General features: G+C 40.3%; 16 protein-coding genes. 13 read left to right on the top strand and 3 right to left on the bottom strand.

Translation table 11 applies throughout. The features are described 5' to 3' along the window. The first annotated feature begins 57 nt into the window (after positions 1-57). Complete coding sequence (gene purH / locus J2S74_RS06985; protein ID WP_307323491.1) at positions 58-1,593, top strand: bifunctional phosphoribosylaminoimidazolecarboxamide formyltransferase/IMP cyclohydrolase; 1,536 nt, start codon at positions 58-60, stop codon at positions 1,591-1,593. Between the two features lie 62 nt (positions 1,594-1,655). Continuing rightward, positions 1,656-2,930, top strand: a complete 1,275-nt coding sequence (gene purD / locus J2S74_RS06980; RefSeq protein ID WP_307323489.1) for a phosphoribosylamine--glycine ligase — start codon at positions 1,656-1,658, stop codon at positions 2,928-2,930. Positions 2,931-2,971: 41 nt separating this feature from the next. On the opposite strand, the gene J2S74_RS06975 is transcribed toward purD, so the two are convergent. Then, positions 2,972-3,259, bottom strand: a complete 288-nt coding sequence (locus J2S74_RS06975) for a YgaP family membrane protein (protein WP_307323487.1) — start codon at positions 3,257-3,259, stop codon at positions 2,972-2,974. Between the two features lie 105 nt (positions 3,260-3,364). Here J2S74_RS06975 and J2S74_RS06970 point away from each other — a divergent pair, with 105 nt between their 5' ends. The 11 genes from J2S74_RS06970 to J2S74_RS06920 all read left to right on the top strand — a co-directional run bounded on the left by J2S74_RS06970 (position 3,365) and on the right by J2S74_RS06920 (position 17,262). Next, entirely contained in the window at positions 3,365-5,113 is a 1,749-nt protein-coding gene (locus tag J2S74_RS06970) for an adenine deaminase C-terminal domain-containing protein (protein ID WP_307323484.1), read from the top strand. 39 nt (positions 5,114-5,152) lie between these two features. Then, entirely contained in the window at positions 5,153-6,250 is a 1,098-nt protein-coding gene (locus J2S74_RS06965; protein WP_307323481.1) for a DUF3048 domain-containing protein, read from the top strand. Between the two features lie 70 nt (positions 6,251-6,320). Further along, complete coding sequence (locus J2S74_RS06960) at positions 6,321-6,629, top strand: YerC/YecD family TrpR-related protein (protein ID WP_307323478.1); 309 nt, start codon at positions 6,321-6,323, stop codon at positions 6,627-6,629. 210 nt (positions 6,630-6,839) lie between these two features. After that, positions 6,840-7,526, top strand: coding sequence for a heptaprenylglyceryl phosphate synthase (pcrB, locus tag J2S74_RS06955; RefSeq protein WP_307323476.1), 687 nt, complete (start codon positions 6,840-6,842; stop codon positions 7,524-7,526). A 71-nt stretch (positions 7,527-7,597) separates the two neighbouring features. Continuing rightward, positions 7,598-9,856 (top strand): DNA helicase PcrA, encoded by a 2,259-nt coding sequence (gene pcrA, locus J2S74_RS06950; protein ID WP_307323474.1) that lies wholly within the window; start codon positions 7,598-7,600, stop codon positions 9,854-9,856. Between the two features lie 8 nt (positions 9,857-9,864). Further along, on the top strand, positions 9,865-11,871 hold the full coding sequence (gene ligA / locus J2S74_RS06945) for an NAD-dependent DNA ligase LigA (RefSeq protein ID WP_307323471.1): 2,007 nt from the start codon (positions 9,865-9,867) through the stop codon (positions 11,869-11,871). 44 nt (positions 11,872-11,915) lie between these two features. Then, complete coding sequence (locus J2S74_RS06940) at positions 11,916-13,100, top strand: CamS family sex pheromone protein (protein WP_307323469.1); 1,185 nt, start codon at positions 11,916-11,918, stop codon at positions 13,098-13,100. A gap of 166 nt (positions 13,101-13,266) precedes the next feature. After that, a complete protein-coding gene (gatC, locus tag J2S74_RS06935) occupies positions 13,267-13,569 on the top strand; it encodes an Asp-tRNA(Asn)/Glu-tRNA(Gln) amidotransferase subunit GatC (protein WP_307323466.1) in 303 nt (100 codons plus the stop codon). Between the two features lie 2 nt (positions 13,570-13,571). After that, positions 13,572-15,029 carry an Asp-tRNA(Asn)/Glu-tRNA(Gln) amidotransferase subunit GatA gene (gatA, locus tag J2S74_RS06930; RefSeq protein WP_307323463.1) on the top strand — a complete coding sequence of 486 codons (1,458 nt, stop codon included), beginning with the start codon at positions 13,572-13,574 and terminating at the stop codon, positions 15,027-15,029. 13 nt (positions 15,030-15,042) lie between these two features. Then, the gene (gatB, locus tag J2S74_RS06925; protein ID WP_307323460.1) at positions 15,043-16,476 is read left to right on the top strand and encodes an Asp-tRNA(Asn)/Glu-tRNA(Gln) amidotransferase subunit GatB; all 1,434 of its coding nucleotides are present in this window, start codon (positions 15,043-15,045) and stop codon (positions 16,474-16,476) included. 333 nt (positions 16,477-16,809) lie between these two features. Continuing rightward, positions 16,810-17,262 carry a hypothetical protein gene (locus tag J2S74_RS06920; RefSeq protein WP_307323458.1) on the top strand — a complete coding sequence of 151 codons (453 nt, stop codon included), beginning with the start codon at positions 16,810-16,812 and terminating at the stop codon, positions 17,260-17,262. Positions 17,263-17,403: 141 nt separating this feature from the next. Here J2S74_RS06920 and J2S74_RS06915 read toward each other — a convergent pair whose 3' ends face one another. Then, positions 17,404-18,546, bottom strand: a complete 1,143-nt coding sequence (locus J2S74_RS06915; protein WP_307323455.1) for an amidohydrolase — start codon at positions 18,544-18,546, stop codon at positions 17,404-17,406. Between the two features lie 11 nt (positions 18,547-18,557). Further along, complete coding sequence (locus tag J2S74_RS06910; RefSeq protein WP_307323452.1) at positions 18,558-19,418, bottom strand: dimethylarginine dimethylaminohydrolase family protein; 861 nt, start codon at positions 19,416-19,418, stop codon at positions 18,558-18,560. Positions 19,419-19,735 lie beyond the last annotated feature (317 nt).

Raw genomic sequence — 19,735 nt, 5'->3', positions numbered from 1 at the left:
TAGCGAATGACAACCAGATTCGAATTTTCAGGGTAGACAAATAAGGAGAGTGTAACGGTGAAAAAACGAGCGTTAGTAAGTGTTTCGGACAAAACAGGAATCATTGAGTTTGTACAGAAGCTGGAGGATTTAGGAATTGAAATCATTTCTACCGGCGGTACGAAAAAGACTTTAGCTGAAGCTGGTGTAAAGGTTATTGGCATAGAAGATGTAACAGAATTTCCAGAAATGATGGACGGTCGTGTGAAAACATTACACCCAAATATTCACGGAGGGCTACTAGCGAGACGTGATTTACCTGCCCATATGGCTGCGGCAAAGGAGCATGGCATAGAAATGATTGATTATGTCATTGTTAACTTATATCCGTTCCAAGCGACAATTGAAAATCCTGACTCTACATTTGCTGATGCCATTGAGAATATTGATATTGGTGGACCTTCTATGATCCGTTCAGCAGCGAAAAATCATGCATCCGTTGCGATAGTTGTAGATGCAGCTGATTATGGTGTTGTTATTGAAGAGTTGGAAGAGAATGGGGAATTGTCTGAAGAAAGAAAACGTAAGCTTGCAGCGAAAGCGTTTCGTCATACGGCGGCTTACGATGCTTTAATTGGTGAGTATTTAACGAAGCAGGTGGGTGATGAAGCACCTGAGAAATTAACAGTCACTTATAACTTAAAACAAACGTTACGTTATGGGGAGAATCCTCATCAAAATGCTAGCTTCTATGAGAAACCATTAGGAAACCCTGCTTCCATCGCCCGTGCGAACCAGCTTCATGGTAAGGAGCTTTCTTATAATAACATTAACGACGCCGACGCTGCTTTAGCTGTCATTCGTGATTTTAAAGAGCCTGCAGTAACAGCTATCAAGCATATGAACCCATGTGGTGTAGGTATAGGGGAGTCTGTTTATGACGCGTTTATGAAGGCTTATGAGGCAGATCCAGTATCTATATTTGGTGGAATTGTAGCGTCTAACCGCGAGATAGACGGTCCTACTGCGGAAAAAATGAAGGATATTTTCTTAGAAATCGTTATTGCTCCAGCATTTACTGAAGAGGCATTAGAGATTTTAACGGTGAAAAAGAATTTACGCCTTTTAACAGTTGATTTAAGCAACAATAAACCGCGAGAGCACTTTATTACTAGTGTTTCCGGTGGAGCTTTAATGCAGGAAGTAGATACATTGAGCTTTGAAGATGTATCTGTAACAAATCCAACGAAACGTGAGCCTTCTGAGGAAGAATGGAAGCAGCTGAAAATGGCATGGAAGGTTGTTAAGCACGTTAAATCAAATGCCATCGTGCTTGCAAGGGAAGATCAAACCATTGGTATAGGTGCTGGACAAATGAATCGTGTAGGCTCAGCAAAGATTGCTATCGAGCAAGCTGGTGAAAAAGCAAAAGGGTCTGTAATGGCATCGGACGCTTTCTTCCCAATGAGTGATACGGTAGAAGCTGCAGCCAAGGCTGGAATTACAGCAATCATCCAACCAGGCGGATCAGTGAAGGACCAAGATTCTATAGACATGGCCGATAAATACGGAATTGCCATGGTGTTTACAGGGGTTAGACACTTTAAACATTGATAAATAAAAGGTGCTTTTTGCCCTTTGTCTATCAATACAAAAACTTTGGAGGAGCGAGCAAATTGAAAGTTTTAGTTATCGGAAGTGGTGGACGAGAACATGCATTATGCTGGAAGCTTCAGCAATCAGTAAAGGTATCGGAAGTGTTTGCAGCTCCAGGCAGTGACGCCATGAAAGAGGATGGTGTGACAGCGGTTGGGATTCCTCAAGAGGACCACGGGGCTTTGATACAATTTGCTAAAGAAAACGAAATCGAGTTAACAGTGGTTGGACCTGAGGCACCCCTTGTTAGTGGAATCGTGGATGACTTTCAAGAAGCAGGCTTAACTGTTTTTGGTCCATCAAAAGCTGCGGCTACCCTAGAAGGCAGTAAGCAATTTGCAAAGGAAATAATGAAGAAGTATGAGGTCCCTACGGCTCAGTACGAAGCTTTTACAGATCTAGACGCTGCAAAAGCTTACGTTCATAAGCAGGGGGCTCCCATTGTCGTGAAGGCAGACGGTCTAGCTGCCGGTAAAGGGGTTATCGTTGCAGAAACAATAGAAGAAGCCATCTATGCATTAGATGATATTATGGGCAACCGTGCTTTTGGTGAAGCAGGAGCAAGTGTTGTAATTGAGGAATGCTTACGAGGAGAGGAACTGTCACTCATGGCATTTGTTCATGGTGAGACTGTTATTCCAATGGTTCCTGCTCAAGATCATAAACGTGCTTTTGACGGAGATGAAGGCCCTAATACAGGAGGAATGGGTGCTTATTCTCCAGTTCCACATATCCCGGAAGACTTAGTGAAGGAAGCGGAAGAGACGATCCTTCGACCAATGGCTAGAGCGATGGTTGCTGAAGGTGTTCCATTTACAGGAATTCTTTATGCAGGACTAATGATGACAGAAGGTGGACCTAAAGTAATTGAGTTTAATGCTCGATTTGGCGACCCTGAAACACAGGTTGTTTTACCACGACTGGAATCGGACCTAGTGGATGTTATTGAATCAGTAATGGCTGGAATCGAGATGAGATTATCTTGGGCAGAAAAGGCATGTGCCGGTGTGGTGCTTGCTTCAGAAGGGTATCCAGGTGATTATGAAAAGGGTACACCTATTGCTTCTCTTCCAAAATTGTCGAAAAGTCAAAAGTGGTTCCATGCAGGCACAAAGGGTACTCAAAATGGTTGGAGAACCAATGGGGGAAGAGTTATCTTACTATCTTCTTTAGGTGAAAATCTAGATGATGCACTTCAAAAAACGTATGATGTCCTTCATCAACAGGAATGGCCAGGATTATTTTATCGAACGGACATTGGCCACCGAGCAATAAAGCTATCTGAGGAAAATTAAAAATACTAAAGCTGCCCTTCTACGGAGGCAGCTTTTAGTATTTAGGTTGGATCTACTGTTACTTCTACAGCAGTATCATCATCGTCATATTCCTCGTCTTCATATTCATAATCCTCGTCCTCATAGTAATATTCCGATTCTTCAAATAGGTATGTTAAAGGACAAAAACGGGTGATCCCCTCTGCTACCTTCATTGCACCCAGTATTGTACATATTAAAGGCATAGAATCGTATGGACGGCGAACAAGCTTTGATGTGGCCCATGCCACAATAGTTAATCCGCATGTAATGCGAATTACAGCGTTAATTAAACCAATATTTTGTCTCATACTTTACCTCCAAAATTTAACGAATTTGTAATAAAATCTTTAACGATTTAAAGTGAATATATGGTACCATTAGAGATAACACTTCAAGAAATTGGGTGATAAGAGATGGTGAAAGGTTTTTCACATTATTGGACAAAGAAAGAAATTCGACGACAATTAGAAGTTATCCGAGGAAAATTATCACCAACTAAGGTCATTACAAATGCCAAATGGTTAAATAGTGTCCGGAAATGTTGGATGGAGGGTAACATTTGGATATATAACGACCGCATTATTTATGTTGGGGATCAACTACCGCAATATACATCTGAAAATATGGAGATATTTGATGCATCAAACCATTATGCAGTTCCTGGATATATTGAACATCATGCTCACCCATTTCAGTTATATCATCCCCTTACATTGGCGCAGTATGCATCAGAACTTGGTACGACTACGCTAATAAATGATAATTTATTTCTTTTTTTACATTTAAACAAAAAGAAAGCGCTTACTTTGATAGGGGACTTACAAAAGACACCTGCAACGCTGCTTTGGTGGGCCAGGTATGATGCCCAAACAGAATTGAACAATGAAGATGATATATTTGCCTATTCCAATATGAAGGCGTGGCTGGATCACCCTTATGTGGTTCAAGGAGGGGAGTTAACTGATTGGTTAAGTGTCCTAAACGGTGATGATTCTATTCTTCACTGGATGCAGGAAACAAAGGATGTTCGAAAACCAATTGAAGGGCATTTTCCTGGGGCAGGGGAGAAAACGCTTACACAAATGGCGTTGTTAGGTGTAGATGGAGATCATGAGTCCATGACAGGGGATGATGTACTAAAGCGTTTAGATCTCGGAATGGCAGCCTCTATTCGATATTCCTCTATCCGACCAGACTTGCCAAAAATTCTTTCAGAGCTGCATGAAACGGGTTTTGATCAATATAATCGATTATTAATGACTACAGATGGGTCACCACCGAGTTTTATGGAGCATGGAATGATGGACCATTTAATAAAGCTTGCTGTGGAAAATGGGGTACCGTTTATCGAGGCAGTAGGTATGTGTACATTTAACGTTGCAAAGCATTACCATATGGATGATATTTTAGGAATGATAGCTCCGGGAAGATTGGCAAATATTAACTTTTTATCCTCCTTAGAGGAACCTTTACCAACAGCCGTTTTAGCGAAAGGCGAATGGGTGAGAAGAGGAAATAAAGGCTGTTTTCCAAAAGGCGAATTTCCTTGGGAGAACTATGGTTTGAAACCTCTCCATATTGATTGGAACCTTACAATGGAAGATTTTCACTTTTCATTGCCAGTGGGATTGGAGATGGTCAATGAGGTTATTGTAAAGCCTTATCGCATTACCCAAGATTTAACAGCAGTAAAGTTAAGTGATAATCGGGACGAGTGCTTCTTTATGTTTATTGACCGTTTTGGAAAATGGACAGTAAGTACTGCTATTAAGGGATTTGCTAAAGATATTTATGGATTTGCAAGTTCATTCTCCAACACAGGGGATATTATTTTAATTGGTAAGAGCAAACAAGGTATCTTACAGGCCTTTGAGGAATTAAAAAAACAAGAGGGGGGAATCGTGCTTCTTGATGAAGAAGGTGTAGTAGTCTCTATTCCACTAGCACTCGGCGGAATCATGTCACTAGACTCTATGAAGGAATTATCAATCCAAGAAAAAAGACTAAAGGAAGCCTTAGGAGAAAGAGGTTATAGCTTTTCTGATCCAATCTATAGCCTATTATTCTTCTCTGCCACACATCTTCCTTACATTCGACTAACACAAAAAGGAATTTTTGACGTAAAAAAGAAAAAAGTACTCTTTCCTTCGATTATGCGTTAAACTATAAAAGTGTAAAGGATTTAGGAAAGGTTGGTCTAAATGAAACCCGCAAGAAGCAAGTTTATTTTATTATTAAGTAGTTTTTTACTTTTATTCTTTATCCTTGCGGCTTGTAAGTCAGATGAGGAAGTGAGCAGTGATGAAGAACCTGCTGATGATCCTATAGAAGTAGAAAAAGATTCAGAGGAAGAAGAGGAAGAAGAGGAAGTTGAGTTATTTACTTATCCTTTAACTGGAATAGAAACGGAAGAAGTACTAGAGGATAAACGAGTATTTGGAGTTATGATTGAAAATTCCATTGATGCGAGACCTCAATCAGGACTGTACCAAGCTGATATAGTTTATGAAATTCTTTCAGAAGGAACCATTACGAGGCTTTTAGCCCTTTATCATAGTCAGCAACCGGATCGGATAGGTCCCGTTAGAAGTGCTCGAGCCTATTATGTTCACTTAAACAAAGGGTTCGATGCCATCTATGTATCAGCAGGAGGAAGTCCAGGAGGTAGACAACTGGCAGAGAGTGATTATGTAGATGATATTTCCGGATTAGCATATGATGGAAGATACTTTTCCCGTTCATCAGACCGGTCTGCTCCCCATAATATGTATACTACCTATGACGACTTAGTTGCTGCAGCAGAACATCGTGGCTATGACTTAAATAGAAAGCCCCCTGAGCTTTACTTTGTAAACGAATTATCCTTTGCAGCAGGAGATACAGCAACAAGCTTCGAGGTGAAATATGGTTCAATGATTAACAATGTACGGTTTGAATATGATGATGCTTCAAAGAAGTACCTAAGATATAATGGTGGACAACCTACAGAAGATCAAGAAACGAGGAAGCCTGTTGCTCCGAGGAATGTTTTTATTATAGAGGCAAGTCACCGGGTAATTCCGAAAGGAGAAGACCATATTGATGCTGGGTCTAATCGCCGTGAAATTGATATTGAGTCAGGGGGAAGGGCCTACTTAATACAAGAAGGTATCGTGCAAGAAGTGGAGTGGAAGAATGATAGCGGAATTATTCTTCCATATAAAGATGGAGAATTACTGCCATTTTTACCAGGACAAACTTGGATCAACATTGTTCCGTCAGGAAATGGTGGACTAGAGTCCTATGTAGAGTTCTTTTAACCTGATTTAAAGAGAATATTTTCCTTATGATATTTTTAGGCAGATAGTGTAAGAAAGGGTGACCAATTGAATGCAAATTGACAAGTTGCGAGGAAAAGAGTTAGATCAATTATTTAATTCCATATTAAGCTTAAAAGATTTAGAAGAATGCTATCAGTTTTTTGACGACCTCTGTACAATGAATGAAATTCAATCGCTGGCTCAGCGTTTAGAGGTTGCTCGAATGCTAATGGAAGGCTATACGTATCAACGAATTGAAAAGGATACTGGTGCAAGTACAGCTACCATATCACGAGTAAAACGTTGTATTAATTACGGTAACGACGGTTATAAAATGACATTGGATCGCGTTCGGGAAGAGAAAGCCAGCAGCAAATAAAAGCAGGAAAACCGCACCTTTCTTAAAAGGAAGAGCGGTTTTTTTATTAGCTTGGAGAAGTGAAAGGCGTTCGCCTGCAGCGTATTCAAGCCATATTATATTCATCCAATATCTAAGAAAAAAACTACAGTAGATGAGCAATACATATTTTTTTGATATACTTATGTGCAGAGTAAATGAAGGTAAAAAAGGTTGGAGGCGACAACCACCATGTTAGAATATAAAGAGTGGAAGCACGCATTTAAATTAGACCCTAATAAAGAGATTTCAGACGAAGCATTGGAGAGCATTTGTGAGTCCGGAACGGATGCTATCATTGTTGGTGGCAGTGATGGAGTTACAGAAGAAAATACATTAGATTTACTTATGAGAATTCGCCGGTACTCTGTTGCATGTGCATTGGAAGTATCTAATCTCTATTCTATCATTCCAGGATATGATTATTATTTAATTCCATCTGTATTAAATACTAATAATGCTACTTGGGTAAACGGCTTACACCATCGTGCCCTTAAGGAATTTGGATCCATCATGAATTGGGATGAAGTATTAACGGAGGGCTATTGTGTTTTAAATAAAGAATCTAAGGTAGCCCAATTAACAGAAGCACATACAAATTTAGACGAAGAGGATATCGTGGCTTATGCGAGAATGGTGGACAAGCTCTTCCCCATGCCAATTTTTTATCTAGAATATAGTGGAACCTTTGGTGTTCCTAGTATTGTAAAAAAAGTGAAACAGGTGTTAGACAATGCACAGCTTTTCTACGGCGGTGGCATTGAATCTTTGGAGCAAGCAAAGGAAATGGCAGCATACGCGGATACCATTGTGGTAGGTAACATTATTTACTCAGACTTAAAGCAAGCATTAAAAACAGTAGATGCCGTTAGGAACTAAGTGTACAAATAAATGGCAATGAGTTAAAATGTAACAAAATAGAACTTGTGTTCGGATTGTGGGTGGTATAAATGGAAGGTATGAAAGAGCAATTATTACAAGGGTTGAATCCTGAGCAAGGCCAGGCAGTAAAGCATGGTGATGGACCGTTATTAATAATGGCAGGAGCAGGAAGTGGAAAGACACGAGTGCTGACGCATCGTATTGCTTACCTAATTGGGGAGAAGGGAGTTCCCCCTTGGTCCATTTTAGCCATTACCTTTACGAATAAAGCGGCTAGAGAAATGAAGGATCGTGTGGCAAGAATTGTTGGAGATACGGCAAATGATATTTGGATCTCAACATTCCACTCCATGTGTGTTCGTATACTTCGTAGAGATATTGATCGAATTGGGGTCAGCAGAAACTTCACCATATTAGATGCTGGGGACCAACTAACGGTAATTAAACGACTTATGAAAGAGTTAAATATTGATGTGAAACGATACGAGCCTAGAGCTATTTTAGGGACGATCAGCTCTGCAAAAAACGAGTTAAAAACGCCAAAGGACTATGAAAAAACAGCTGCAGGCCCGTATGAGCAAACGGTGTTTAAGGTCTACGAGGCCTATAGAAAAGAATTAAAGAGAAATCAAGCATTAGACTTCGATGATTTAATTATGACAACCATTCGACTTTTTAAAGAAGTTCCAGAGGTGTTGGAATATTACCAACGTCGTTTTCGCTATGTCATGGTAGATGAGTATCAAGACACAAACCGCGCACAATATGTATTAGTAAAAATGATGGCTGACCGTCATCAAAATATTTGTGTTGTAGGGGATTCTGACCAGTCTATTTACCGTTGGCGAGGAGCGGATATTCAAAATATCCTATCCTTTGAAAAGGATTATCCAGAAGTTGCTGTTATTATGTTAGAGCAAAATTATCGTTCTACGAAAAACATTTTAAAGGCAGCAAACGTCGTGATTGAAAACAACATGAATCGTAAGCCGAAGAACCTATGGACGGAAAATTACGAAGGAAGTAAGCTCACTTATTATGAAGCGGACAATGAGCATGATGAAGCTAGATATGTTATTGGGAAAATAAAAGAAATCACCGACTCCGGGCGCTATAAGCCATCAGATATTTCCATCCTCTATCGTACAAACGCGCAATCCCGTGTGATTGAGGAAATGTTTGTAAAATCGAATCTTCCATATACTATTGTTGGAGGAACGAAATTCTATGACCGTAAAGAGATCAAGGACTTATTAGCTTATTTACGTTTAGTTTCCAACCCTGATGATGACATCAGCTTCCGTAGAATTATTAATGTTCCCCGCCGTGGAATCGGAGCAACAACGTTAGAGAAGATTGAAGCCTATGCGAACGGTCAGGACATTTCTATTTTCCAAGCATTACAGGAAGTAAAGAAAATAGGCTTAAGTGCCCGCTTTGAAAAAACATTAGCAGAGTTTGCAAGCCAGATTAATAATTGGGTACAAATGCAAGACTACCTGCCGGTTACGGAGCTAGTCGAAGAGTTGCTGGAGAAAACGGGATACCGTGAAATGCTAAAAAATGAAAAAAGCTTAGAAGCGGAAGGTCGATTAGAAAATATTAATGAATTTTTATCCGTTACTCAGGAATTTGAGAAGAATAACGAGGACAAGTCTCTCGTTGCTTTTTTAACAGATTTAGCATTAATCGCTGATATTGATAAGGTGGACGAGGATGGAGAGCAGCAGGATCAAGTGCTCCTTATGACACTCCATTCGGCAAAGGGATTAGAGTTCCCTATCGTATTCCTCATCGGTTTAGAGGAAGGGGTATTCCCACATAACCGTTCCCTCATGGAAGAAGCGGAGATGGAAGAAGAACGGCGTCTAGCTTACGTTGGTATTACTCGTGCTGAACAAGAGTTATATTTAACAAGGGCGAAGATGAGAACGTTATTTGGAAGAACGAATATGAACCCCCCATCAAGATTCTTAGGGGAAATTCCAGAAGATTTATTAGACTGTGTTAACGAAGAGGCGCAAACACCACCATGGATGCGAACAGGTTCAAGAAGCACCTCCCAAGGCTTCAGTACAAAACCTAGTGGTTTCGGTGCGACAACGGCTCCTCCTAGAAGACAGGTGCAACAGCGTACGAAAACGACCATGACGGGTGGAGATTCCTTTCATTGGGCAGTTGGTGATAGAGCTTCCCACAAAAAATGGGGTGTAGGAACAGTAGTTAGTATGAAAGGTGAAGGGGAAAATGTGGAGTTAGACATCGCATTTCCTAACGTTGGTGTTAAACGCTTGTTTGCAAAATTTGCACCGATAACGAAGGAATAGGTGGGTAGATGATGGCGGCCGATATTAAGAATAAAATTGATCAGCTCACAGAAAAATTAAATGACTATGCTTACCATTACTATGTATTAGATCAACCGAAGGTTTCTGATGCGGAATATGATCAACTTTTGCACGAGTTAATGGATTTGGAAGAGAAACATCCTGAATGGAAACGGGCAGACTCCCCTAGTGAAAGGGTTGGGGGAGCTCCCCTTGAACATTTCAGTAAAGTCCAGCATGATGTTCCAATGCTAAGTCTTTCTAATGCCTTTAATGAAGAGGACTTACGGGACTTTGACCGTAGAGTCCGCCAAGGGTTAGGGCATGAGCCTTCCTATAGCTGTGAGCTGAAGATTGACGGGTTAGCTGTAACCTTAAAATACGTGGGAGGCCAATTTGTTCAAGGGGCCACTCGTGGGGACGGAACAACTGGAGAAGATATTACGAATAATTTAAAAACGATTCCGTCGATTCCCCTACGGTTAAAGGAGCCTGTAACGATCGAGGTAAGGGGAGAGGCATTTATGCCGAAACGCTCCTTTATTCGTTTAAATGAAGAAAAAGAGAAAAATGGAGAGGTGTTGTTTGCCAATCCAAGAAATGCTGCGGCAGGTTCCTTAAGGCAATTAGATCCTAAAATTGCCGCCAAAAGAAGCTTAGATATCTTCATTTATTCTGTTGGACAAATTCAGGATCGTACCCTTACCTCCCATCACGAAGCCCTAAGATTTGTGAAGGAACTCGGTTTTAAAACGAACGAGGAACACAAACATTGCAAGACTATTGAAGAAGTAATTGAGTATTGTAATGGGTGGCTAGGAAGACGTACAGACCTTCCTTATGATATTGATGGTATTGTCATCAAGGTCGATGCTTTAGAGGATCAAGAAGCTTTAGGATTTACGGCAAAAAGCCCCCGCTGGGCAACTGCTTTTAAGTTTCCAGCGGAAGAAGTGACCACTACACTATTGGATATCGAATTAAGTGTAGGGCGAACAGGGGTCATTACACCTACGGCTATTCTAGAGCCTGTTTCCGTTGCAGGAACAACGGTGCAAAGGGCATCCCTTCATAACGAAGACCTCATTCGTGAAAAGGATATTAAGCTTGGGGACAAAGTGATTATTAAAAAAGCTGGGGATATCATCCCAGAAGTGGTAAATGTTCTAGTGGAGCAACGCACTGGAGAAGAGCGTGAATTTGTTATGCCAACAGAATGCCCAGAATGCGGCAGTGAGCTTGTTCGAATCGAGGGAGAGGTAGCCTTACGTTGTGTGAATCCGAAATGTCCTGCGCAAATTCGTGAAGGACTGATTCATTTTGTGTCAAGAAACGCCATGAATATAGATGGATTAGGTGAGAGAGTAATTACTCAGCTTTTTCAGCATGAACTTATTCAAGATGTTGCAGATCTTTATAAACTGGAACGGGAAGAGCTTTTGAAGCTAGAGCGAATGGGAGAAAAGTCAGTTGATAATCTTCTAAAGGCAATTGATAATAGTAAGGATAATTCCCTTGAAAGGCTCTTGTTTGGCCTTGGGATACGACATGTTGGAGCAAAAGCAGCAAAAACATTAGCCCAGCATTTTGAAACGGTAGATCGTTTGATGACGGCCTCTCATGAGGAATTAGAAGAGATAAACGAAGTGGGGCAAAAAATGGCTGATGCCGTTGTTACTTATTTTGAACAGCCTGAGGTAAGGGAGCTAATGAAGGAATTAAAGGATCTTGAGGTAAATACAACTTATAAGGGTCCTAAGCCAATATCTGACGATGAAAATAATTCATTTTTTGCTGGTAAAACAGTGGTTCTTACTGGTACGATGGAAAAGATGGCACGGGGTGAGGCGAAAGCGGAAATTGAAGCCCGTGGAGGCAGTGTTACAGGAAGTGTAAGTTCAAAAACGGATTTATTAATCGCTGGAGAAAAAGCGGGTTCCAAGCTAAAAAAAGCTCAGGGTTTAAATATAGAGATATGGGATGAGGAACGCTTTTTACAAGAGTTAGAAAAATAAACGTACCCCTGTAGCCGGCTAGGAAAGGTGAGGAGTGTGGAATAATGAAATTAAAAATCAGCCTTATCGTCGGTTCCTTTTTATTGTTATTATCTGGTTGTATACCCGTCTTGGATCGAGGGGAAGAAGAAGATATTATCATTGTTGAGGAAACGGAAGATTCGGAGGAACAGCATTATGTTATTACCCCAACTATTGATACTCCGGAAAATTTTTATCGAAATGTATTAAATGAAGGACGGTATAATAGAAGTCCGGCTAGGGGAAATGTGGCTGATGCCATGAACAATCGAATAGACATAAACCAATTTGAATTGGGTCTAATGGAAATTGCTACAGCACACTTCCCACAAAGTGATTATTATTTTCAAGAAGGGCAATTTCTCACTGGTGACACAATTAACAGCTGGCTCCGTAGATATGATTCATCGGAAACCCGTTATATGTATGGTTTAAATCCGCCACTTGGAGAAGGGGAAACAGATGAAGAAAGAATGAGAAGCAACCCCCTGATCCTATCGAATGTGATGGAGCACAACTATTGGTACGGAAGTGAGGAAGAAGGTGTAAATTTAGGTGGGGTTGTGATTGGTCTTGCCTTACGCTCTGTCTATTACTTCCGAACAGAGGATGAGGAAGGCCGTTATCACTTTCATGAGGAGCCTTTGGATTTAGAGATGGTGGAAAGGGAAGGAAGGGCCATGGCCCAAGAGGTAGTAAGTCGTTTAAGGAATGATGAACGTATTGGTGATACCCCAATTACCATAGCATTGTTCCAAGAACAACGACGTGGTTCTATTGTACCGGGGTCTTTTATTGCAATGGCTGAGTTAGGAGAAGGGCAGACGACGATACAAAATTGGGAACCAATTAATGAACAATTTGTCTTCTTTCCATCAAATCAAGGAAGAAATACAGATCCTAACTTATCCAACACATTCAGCCAATTTAGGACGGATGTGGAAGAGTTCTTTGGACGGACTATTGGTATTGTTGGGAAAGGGCGTTATAAAAACGACTCCCTTGATGAATTGACCATTGAGTTTAATATGCAGTCACACGGAAAGGCAGAAATTATCGCATTAACTCAATTTGTCAGCGGGCGCTTGAATAGTATGTTTGATCAAATTCAGGCCCCAATTTATGTTTATTTTAATTCCATTAATGGACCAGAGAGTTTAATTGTCCGGCATCCAGACCGTGAACCATATATTCATATATACAAATAATACAAAGCAAAAAAGAAAAACTACTTCTATCATAAGCAAACATAGAAGTAGTTTTTTGTTGTTCCTGCTATTTCCCCAATTGCTTGAATGAGTTTTCTTTGGTATCATCATACTATTGTAATGCAGTGTACAAAAGTACGCCTGAGACAGATAGTGAGGTGAAAATATGAAACGTATATCAGAAGAGCAAGTAAAGCATGTGGCAAACTTAGCAAGGCTAGAATTTACAGATTCAGAAATTGAGATGTTTACAAAACAGTTAGACGATATCATTCATTATGCAGAACAATTAAATGAACTTGATACGACGGATGTTCCACCAACGTCCCATGTATTGGATGTGAAAAATGTCCTTAGGGAAGATGAGGTAAGACCATCCAAGGATAGGGAAGAAGTTCTGAAAAATGCACCAGACCATGCAGATGGACAATTTAAGGTTCCATCGGTTTTAGAGTCAGGGGGGAAATGAAAATGAGTTTATTCGATCATCGTATAGCAGATATTCATGAATTATTACATAAAAAAGAATTGACAGTTACAGATTTAGTAAATGAGTCATACAGCAGAATTAATCAAGTGGAAAGTAAGGTAGATGCTTTTCTGTCCCTAACTGAGGAAGCAGCCCGTAAAAAGGCAAAAGCTTTAGATGAAAAAATAAGCAGTAGCAGTAGATTAGAAGGTCCCTTATATGGTCTGCCGGTGGGGATCAAAGATAATATTGTGACGAAGGGAATTCGGACAACCTGTGCTAGTAAGCTTCTAGAAAACTTTGAACCGATTCACAATGCTACAGTAGTAGAACGTTTGAATGAAGCCAACACTGTTACGATTGGAAAATTAAATATGGATGAGTTTGCAATGGGATCGTCTAATGAAAACTCAGGGTTTAAGGTTACTAGAAACCCATGGGATATAGACCGAGTTCCAGGTGGATCTAGCGGTGGTTCCGCAGCCTCTGTTGCAGCTGGAGAAGTCTTATTTTCCTTAGGGTCTGATACTGGTGGTTCCATTCGTGAACCGGCAGCTTTTTGTGGAGTTGTGGGAATGAAGCCTACCTATGGAAGAGTTTCCCGATTTGGTCTAGTTGCCTTTGCTTCGTCGTTAGATCAAATTGGACCAATTACAAGAACCGTTGAAGATAATGCTTATGTCCTAGAAGCTATTGCTGGTCATGATCAGCGGGATTCTACAAGTGCAAATGTGGAAGTGGACAAGTTTTCAGAAGCTTTAACAGGAGATATTAAGGGCTTAAGAATTGCTGTTCCTAAGGAGTACATGGCAGAAGGTGTTAGTGATGAAGTAAGAGAGCAGGTTCTTCAATCGTTAAAGACGTTAGAGAGTTTAGGAGCTACTTGGGAAGAAGTATCTTTGCCACATTCAAAATACGCCACAGCAGCCTATTATTTGATTGCTTCATCAGAGGCATCAGCAAACTTAGCTCGTTTTGATGGCATTCGCTATGGTGTTCGTGTGGAAGAAGGCAATCTTATTGAAACATATAAGAAATCCCGAAGCCAAGGGTTTGGGGAGGAAGTAAAGCGTCGTATTATGCTAGGAACCTTTGCCTTAAGCTCAGGTTACTACGATGCGTACTATAAAAAAGCACAGCAGGTAAGAACGTTAATTAAACGTGATTTCGAAGAGGTGTTTAAGGATTACGATGTCATTATTGGTCCAACGGCACCAACAACTGCTTTTAAAATTGGGGAGAAGATCAATGATCCTTTAACCATGTATGCTACCGATATCTTAACTATTCCAGTGAACCTTGCCGGTGTACCAGCTATTAGTGTACCAAGTGGACTGGCCGAGGGTCTTCCAGTTGGACTGCAGATTATCGGTAAATTTTTCGATGAATCAACCGTTTACCGTGTAGCACATGCCTTTGAACAGGCAACTAATTTTAACGAATTGAAACCGGAACTGTAAGGGGGGGAATGACATGAGTTATGAAACAATCATTGGGCTAGAAGTCCACGTGGAATTAAAAACAAAATCAAAAATTTTCTGTAGCTGTTCAACAGAATTTGGAGCACCACCAAATACCCATACATGTCCTGTTTGCCTTGGCCACCCAGGGGTTCTCCCAGTTCTGAATAAACAAGCATTAGAATTTGCCATGCGAGCAGCGATGGCGTTGAACTGTGAAGTGGCAGATGTAACTAAATTCGATCGTAAAAACTATTTTTACCCAGATAATCCGAAAGCGTATCAAATCTCTCAATTTGATAAACCGGTTGGAGAACATGGATGGATTGAAATCGATGTAAATGGAGAGAAGAAAAAAATAGGTATTACTCGTATTCATTTAGAAGAGGACGCTGGAAAACTGACTCATGTGGATGGAGCAGGACATTCCTTAGTGGACTTTAACCGAGTTGGGACACCGTTAGTGGAAATCGTTTCCGAACCTGACTTACGTACTCCTGAGGAAGCATATGCCTATTTGGAAAAATTGAAGGCTATCATGCAATACATCGAGGTATCTGATTGTAAAATGGAGGAAGGCTCCCTCCGTTGCGATGCTAATATCTCATTAAGGCCTGTGGGACAAAAGGAGTTTGGAACTAAAACAGAGCTTAAGAACTTGAATTCCTTTGCCTATGTTCAAAAAGGGCTAGCTTTTGAAGAGGTACGTCAGGCAGAGGTATTGAATTCTGGTGGAGAAATTCTCCAAGAAACACGTCGGTGGGATGAAAATAACAATGAGACATTGTTAATGCGTGTAAAAGAGGGCTCTGACGATTATCGCTATTTTCCTGATCCTGACTTAGTAGACTTTTATATCGATGAGGCATGGAAGGAAAAGGTGCGAGGGCAAATTCCTGAGCTTCCGGATGCAAGAAGGACACGTTATGTGGAAGAGCTTGATCTTCCAGAATATGATGCGGGTGTATTGACCCAGGAAAAATCCATGAGTGATTTCTTTGAAGCTTGTTTACAAGCTGGTGGACCAGCCAAGCCCGTTTCCAACTGGTTAATGGGGGAAGTAAGCCGTTATTTAAATGCAAACGAAAAAGAAATTGAAGATATACCCATGACTGCAGAAGCATTAGTGAAAATGATTCAGCTTATTGAGAAGGGGACTATTTCTTCCAAGATTGCCAAAACTGTTTTTGGTGAGCTAATTGAAAAGGGCGGCGATCCTGAGAAGATTGTTGAAGCTAAAGGTCTCGTTCAGATCTCTGATGAAGGAGAAATCCGCAAAATGGTGAATGAAGTATTGGACGGAAATGAACAGTCCATTGCTGATTATAAAGAGGGTAAGAAAAAGGCCGTTGGGTTCCTTGTTGGACAAGTGATGAAGGCTTCCAAAGGAAAGGCAAACCCTCAACTTGTTAATAAAATGCTTGTGGAAGAGCTGGATAAACGATAAAAGAAAGATTTAATAAAAAGGCGGACATCTTGAATGTCTGTCTTTTTTATTTTGGGAGCGTTGGTATGGAGTAATATGTATATGGTTTGGGTTTATTTACCATACTATCATTGTAAGTGGTTTATGTGAACCCTAGTTGGAAAACTAATGAAAATTTGAAGTAAATAACAAGTTAACTTGTATGAAATTTTTAAAGTTGAGGATAAGTTTTGAAGAGAGGTTTTACTTATCCCCATGTGGATAATTTACCGACATATTAAATGGAAAGTAACCCAACTTGTCCCCATGTGGATAACTTTCTGACAAGTTAAATTTTGTAGAGGTGGTGGAAATTTGAAAGACTTTTGGGGAAATGTTGGTATTTATCTTTACTTATTAGGACTAATTATTGCAACCATATCTGGTATCATTATAATGATTTCCATGTTTTTTGATAGCCAAATCTTAATATTTTCCTGGTATTCTGTACTTCTGTTTGCAACAGGAACCTTTTTGTGGATTATTCCTGTTCAGATAATTAATGGATTAAAGCTCATTCCAATTCAGCGAAGAATGAAAAGAATACTCTTTCCTTACATACTTACAATAATACAAATCTCCGCTTTTGTTCTTTATGTAATAGGCTTAAACAACCTAATCAAAGGTCTAACTTTTACAAACTTTGGGTTAATTGCCTTCGTTATTGTTATATTACTATATACCAAACTTTTAAAGGACAAAATAGCAAGATACAATGAGGAATTTCTCCGTAGGCAACAAGAAAATGAACTAGATAAGGTAAAATAAGGCTCTGGGTATGTCCAGGTGGAAATTGTGGATGCATCCTCTTCTGTTAGGTTATAAACTTGCATTTTGTTAATCAAATTGATTTTCTCCTCTCCGTACGCGAAAACCACTCGTAGTGGGCTTTTAAATATTGAGACACCCTCATTGTGTATATACGGTTTCCCCATTAACAATTGTCTCTACTACATGAGTGTAGGAATCGAAGGGGTGTCTTGTCCAAAGAACTAGATCTGCGTCTTTCCCCTTTTCTAAGCTACCTACACGGTTTTCTACACCAATATGACGGGCAGCTTGGCTCGTCAATGCTTTTATAGCAGAGGCTTCCTTTAAACCAAATTTAACAGCATTTGCTGCTGCCGTTGTTAAGTATTCAATTCCGATAACAGGGTGATCTGTGGTGATAGAGAAAGGTACTCCATATTTCTCTAGTTCCACAAGGGTATGGTATCCTTTATCGGCCAATTCTACTTTGGAGCGGGTGGACATTGTTGGCCCTACGGAAACTTGGACTCCAGATTCTGCAATTCTTTCTGCTATATGGTGACCTTCCGTACAGTGTTCGATAGTTACCTCGATATCAAATTCTCTAGCGAGTCTTAAAGAGGTTAATATATCATCTGCACGGTGAGCATGGGTTCGGAATGGGATCTCCCGTTTTAAAACGGGAAGCAGCTGCTCCAATCGTAGGTCACGTTCCTTTACTTCCCCCGACTCTTTTTTTGCCATATAATCTTGGGCTTTCATGAACGTTTGACGCATAATCGCTGCAATCCCCATTCGAGTAATAGGAGAGACCTTTTTTTCACCATAAACACGTTTTGGATTTTCCCCATATGCCCCTTTCATCCCAGATGGGGAGCGGAGCAGCATATCATCTACAATATGGCCGTGGGTTTTAAGAACGACCATTTGTCCACCAATTACATTGGCACTTCCAGGCATTACCTGTACCGTTGTAATTCCGCTTGCCCTTGCATCGTGGAATCCCTTTTCAATAGGATTTATCCCGTCCAATGCCCGGATGTGTGGTGTCGTGGGATCGGATGTTTCATTAAAATCACGTCCTTCAACGCCGACACCAGATTCATGGACACCAAGATGAGTATGAACATCAATTAACCCAGGCGTGATAAATAACCCCTGACAGTCAATAACCTCCGCCTCCGTTGGCATATCAATCCCATTACCAACGGCGATAACTTTATTTCTATCGATTATTACCGTTCCCTTTTCGAATGTTTGTCCATTACCGTCAATAACAGTAGCGTTTATAAATGCCTTCATACAAAACCTCACTACCCTTTATCCCTCAACAAAGGCATAGTACAACACCTAAACGACCCGCCAGATTTAATAATTTCGGTTATATCTACCTCAATAACTTCATAACCGCGGATACGAAGCTGTTGATTTACTTCTCGATTTACAGGCAGGCTGAAGATTTTTTTGTCACCGATCGATAAGACATTTGTTCCTAATGTAAATTGCTCTTCACCATTTACTTCAATTAAATCAAAATGATTTGCCAAAATATTGATTTCTTTCTTCGTAAAGGCTTCTGGGAAGTAAAGTGCTTCATTTGGAGAAATTATGTTAAACACACAGTCTAGATGTAGGTATTTCTCTGTAAATGGGATGGTAATTACTTCGTATTCATGAAGAAGCCTTTGTAAGTGATCAATAGCCTGTTGGTTAGTACGGTTACTTAAACCTACATAAATTTTATTTTTATTAATAAGGACATCTCCGCCTTCAATCATGTCACCGACTAAATTGTAGTAGGATATTTCCTGCTCTTCCAACCACGCCTTAAGGATACCCTCTTCTCCAATGCGGACATCATGTGCCATTTCAGCTACGAAAGTTGTTTGACCTAGAGTAAAACCAATATCACGGGTAAAAACTTGTTCGGGATATTTATCATTTGTAGGGAGGAGGATAACCTCCACACCATGATCTTCCAGCGTTTTAACAAAATTCTTATGTTGCTCCATCGCTAATTCAATATGGAGACCTTCGTCTTTAAAATGCTTTTGAGTTTCATTAATTTCTGACCGTATTGTCATATGTTTTGGTTCACATAATACCACTCTTCGAAGTCGGTCGTATTCACTTAAGCAGTAAGTCTCTTGCTTTTGCTTTGAAAATAAAGCCATGAGAAAACCTCCAATATTTACAGTTTGATATAGTTTTTCCTGTAGTATGGAGGTTATGAGTATTGGAACAAATTAACTATATTATAAATAAAAAAGTCTGTTAAAGGTAAATGTTGATATTATAACACTGTTGATTTGAGCGGAAGATACGAGACTCCAGCGGGAAAAGCAACAACGCTCTTCCATGCGACGAGTAATCGCAGGAGCAGCTGAAGACCCCGCAGGGACGAGGAGGCTGAAGCGTTGCCCGCGGAAAGCGAGTATCTGAAGCGAAAATCAACATCAAAGTTTAACAGAGCCAATAAAAAAGAACAATG

Source organism: Evansella vedderi (genome assembly GCF_030813435.1).
GTDB classification, from domain to species: Bacteria; Bacillota; Bacilli; order Bacillales; family Salisediminibacteriaceae; genus Evansella; species Evansella vedderi.
This window is presented reverse-complemented; position numbering and strand designations above follow the sequence as displayed.

Excerpts from the sequence above, each read along its gene's own strand:
- J2S74_RS06910 (WP_307323452.1), bottom strand. The coding sequence starts at position 19,418 with ATGGCTTTATTTTCAAAGCAAAAGCAAGAGACTTACTGCTTAAGTGAA.
- J2S74_RS06970 (WP_307323484.1), top strand. The coding sequence starts at position 3,365 with ATGGTGAAAGGTTTTTCACATTATTGGACAAAGAAAGAAATTCGACGA.
- pcrB (WP_307323476.1), top strand. The coding sequence starts at position 6,840 with ATGTTAGAATATAAAGAGTGGAAGCACGCATTTAAATTAGACCCTAAT.
- J2S74_RS06975 (WP_307323487.1), bottom strand. The coding sequence starts at position 3,259 with ATGAGACAAAATATTGGTTTAATTAACGCTGTAATTCGCATTACATGC.
- gatB (WP_307323460.1), top strand. The coding sequence starts at position 15,043 with ATGAGTTATGAAACAATCATTGGGCTAGAAGTCCACGTGGAATTAAAA.
- ligA (WP_307323471.1), top strand. The coding sequence starts at position 9,865 with ATGATGGCGGCCGATATTAAGAATAAAATTGATCAGCTCACAGAAAAA.
- J2S74_RS06965 (WP_307323481.1), top strand. The coding sequence starts at position 5,153 with ATGAAACCCGCAAGAAGCAAGTTTATTTTATTATTAAGTAGTTTTTTA.
- gatA (WP_307323463.1), top strand. The coding sequence starts at position 13,572 with ATGAGTTTATTCGATCATCGTATAGCAGATATTCATGAATTATTACAT.
- gatC (WP_307323466.1), top strand. The coding sequence starts at position 13,267 with ATGAAACGTATATCAGAAGAGCAAGTAAAGCATGTGGCAAACTTAGCA.
- J2S74_RS06960 (WP_307323478.1), top strand. The coding sequence starts at position 6,321 with ATGCAAATTGACAAGTTGCGAGGAAAAGAGTTAGATCAATTATTTAAT.
- J2S74_RS06940 (WP_307323469.1), top strand. The coding sequence starts at position 11,916 with ATGAAATTAAAAATCAGCCTTATCGTCGGTTCCTTTTTATTGTTATTA.
- J2S74_RS06915 (WP_307323455.1), bottom strand. The coding sequence starts at position 18,546 with ATGAAGGCATTTATAAACGCTACTGTTATTGACGGTAATGGACAAACA.
- pcrA (WP_307323474.1), top strand. The coding sequence starts at position 7,598 with ATGGAAGGTATGAAAGAGCAATTATTACAAGGGTTGAATCCTGAGCAA.